The organism is Luteimonas lutimaris (assembly GCF_039537065.1).
GTDB lineage: Bacteria > Pseudomonadota > Gammaproteobacteria > Xanthomonadales > Xanthomonadaceae > Luteimonas > Luteimonas lutimaris.
Map to the genome: position 1 here is coordinate 1 of NZ_BAAAZU010000018.1, position 1,396 is coordinate 1,396.

Annotated in this window: 2 protein-coding genes; both read right to left on the reverse strand. The window is 57.2% G+C overall.

The window, feature by feature from the left end; translation table 11 throughout:
• Positions 1 to 166: 166 nt before the first annotated feature.
• Entirely contained in the window at positions 167 to 559 is a 393-nt protein-coding gene (locus tag ABD679_RS11195) for a hypothetical protein (RefSeq protein ID WP_344760068.1), read from the reverse strand.
• A 509-nt stretch (positions 560 to 1,068) separates the two neighbouring features.
• Complete coding sequence (locus ABD679_RS11200) at positions 1,069 to 1,323, reverse strand: DUF1272 domain-containing protein (protein ID WP_344760069.1); 255 nt, start codon at positions 1,321 to 1,323, stop codon at positions 1,069 to 1,071.
• Between the last annotated feature and the right edge of the window lie 73 nt (positions 1,324 to 1,396).

Here is a 1,396-nt window from a genome sequence, read left to right on the forward strand (position 1 = left end):
TGTATCCGCTGGATGGAATGTGTCATTGGCAGCTAACGCTTGAGTTAAGCCGACGTGCGTAGCGGAGCCGGCCACATGGCAAGCTTAACCTGCCATGTGGCTGGTGGAGCGAAGCGCGTTCGGCTTGAACGAACTGTTAGGCCGCTGCCAGTGATACACATGCCAGTCAGTAGCCCTGATGCGGCTGAAAGCGCTCCACTGAGATAGAGGAGATCTCTCGTCCGTTCATGCCAATCGCTCGAAACTCGCCGCCAACAAGTACTGGCAGCTCTTCCGGGTAGGCGCCCATATTCTTGTGCGCGTAGCTGACCAGCTGCGAGAACTTGCTCCTGCCGGTGTCCGGTTCGTCGATAGCCACGTAAGGGGCCCTTTCGCCGCATGGCAGAAGTGCGACCCCGTGAATTACGACGCTAATGCACGCGGCTACAACAATTTGTTGTCCGTCGTACCTTGCTGGGTCAGAGACGACAGTACCCAGATCGAGCGCCTGGTCTACTGCCATGGAAGAGCAGCCCGCCAAACAGACGGCGATCACCGCAGAAATGGCTCTGCTGGACATGCGAAGTTCTCCAGAGCGGCCTAACACCCAAGTTAAGCCGAGACGCGTAGTGAAGCGAAGCACATGGCAAGCTGTACCTGCCATGTGCTTTGCGTAACGAAGCGGCTTCGGCTTGAACGCATTGTTAGGCCCGAGCCCGTGCTGCAACCGACACGACGGTGATGCTGCCATTGAACCCCTCCGCAATGCACGCTGCGATGGCGTCCGAGAACTCATCCCTCAAAGCAGAGCCATCTGTGTCGTAGTCGTTGTCGGCTTGCAACAGCAACCGAGATCCGTCCCAAGTGCACTGAACGTTCTGGTGCCAAGGCCGGTGCACGAATTCTTCAGCGATGTCCCGGGCAGCGACAGCACCGACATGCTCAGGAACTTCACTGCAGGCAAGGATTACTCGATACATGGGGCCTAACACCTAAGTTAAGCCGAACTGCGTAGTGGAGCCAAACACATGGCAAGCTCTATCTGCCATGTGTTTGGTGGAACGAAGCGGTTTCGGCTTGAACGCATTGTTAGGCCGCTGCACAGCCACCGGCTTTCCGGACACGCTCTTCTGATGCCGGGAACTTGGCAAGCAGATGCGCCGGACGGATTGGACGAGGTGAGAAGTTGCCCCCGCAGTTGGGGCAAACACCTGCCAAGACACCTTTGACGCAGTCAGGGCAGAACGTGCACTCAAAGGTGCAAATGAAAGCCGCCGCATCCGGAGGGAGGTCCTTGTCGCAGCACTCACAGTTGGGGCGAAGTTGAAGCATGTCTAACCTCATTGACGTTCATGTGAGCGGCCTAACGCTTGAGTTAACCCGACCTGCGTAGTGGAGCCAACAACATGGCAAGCTT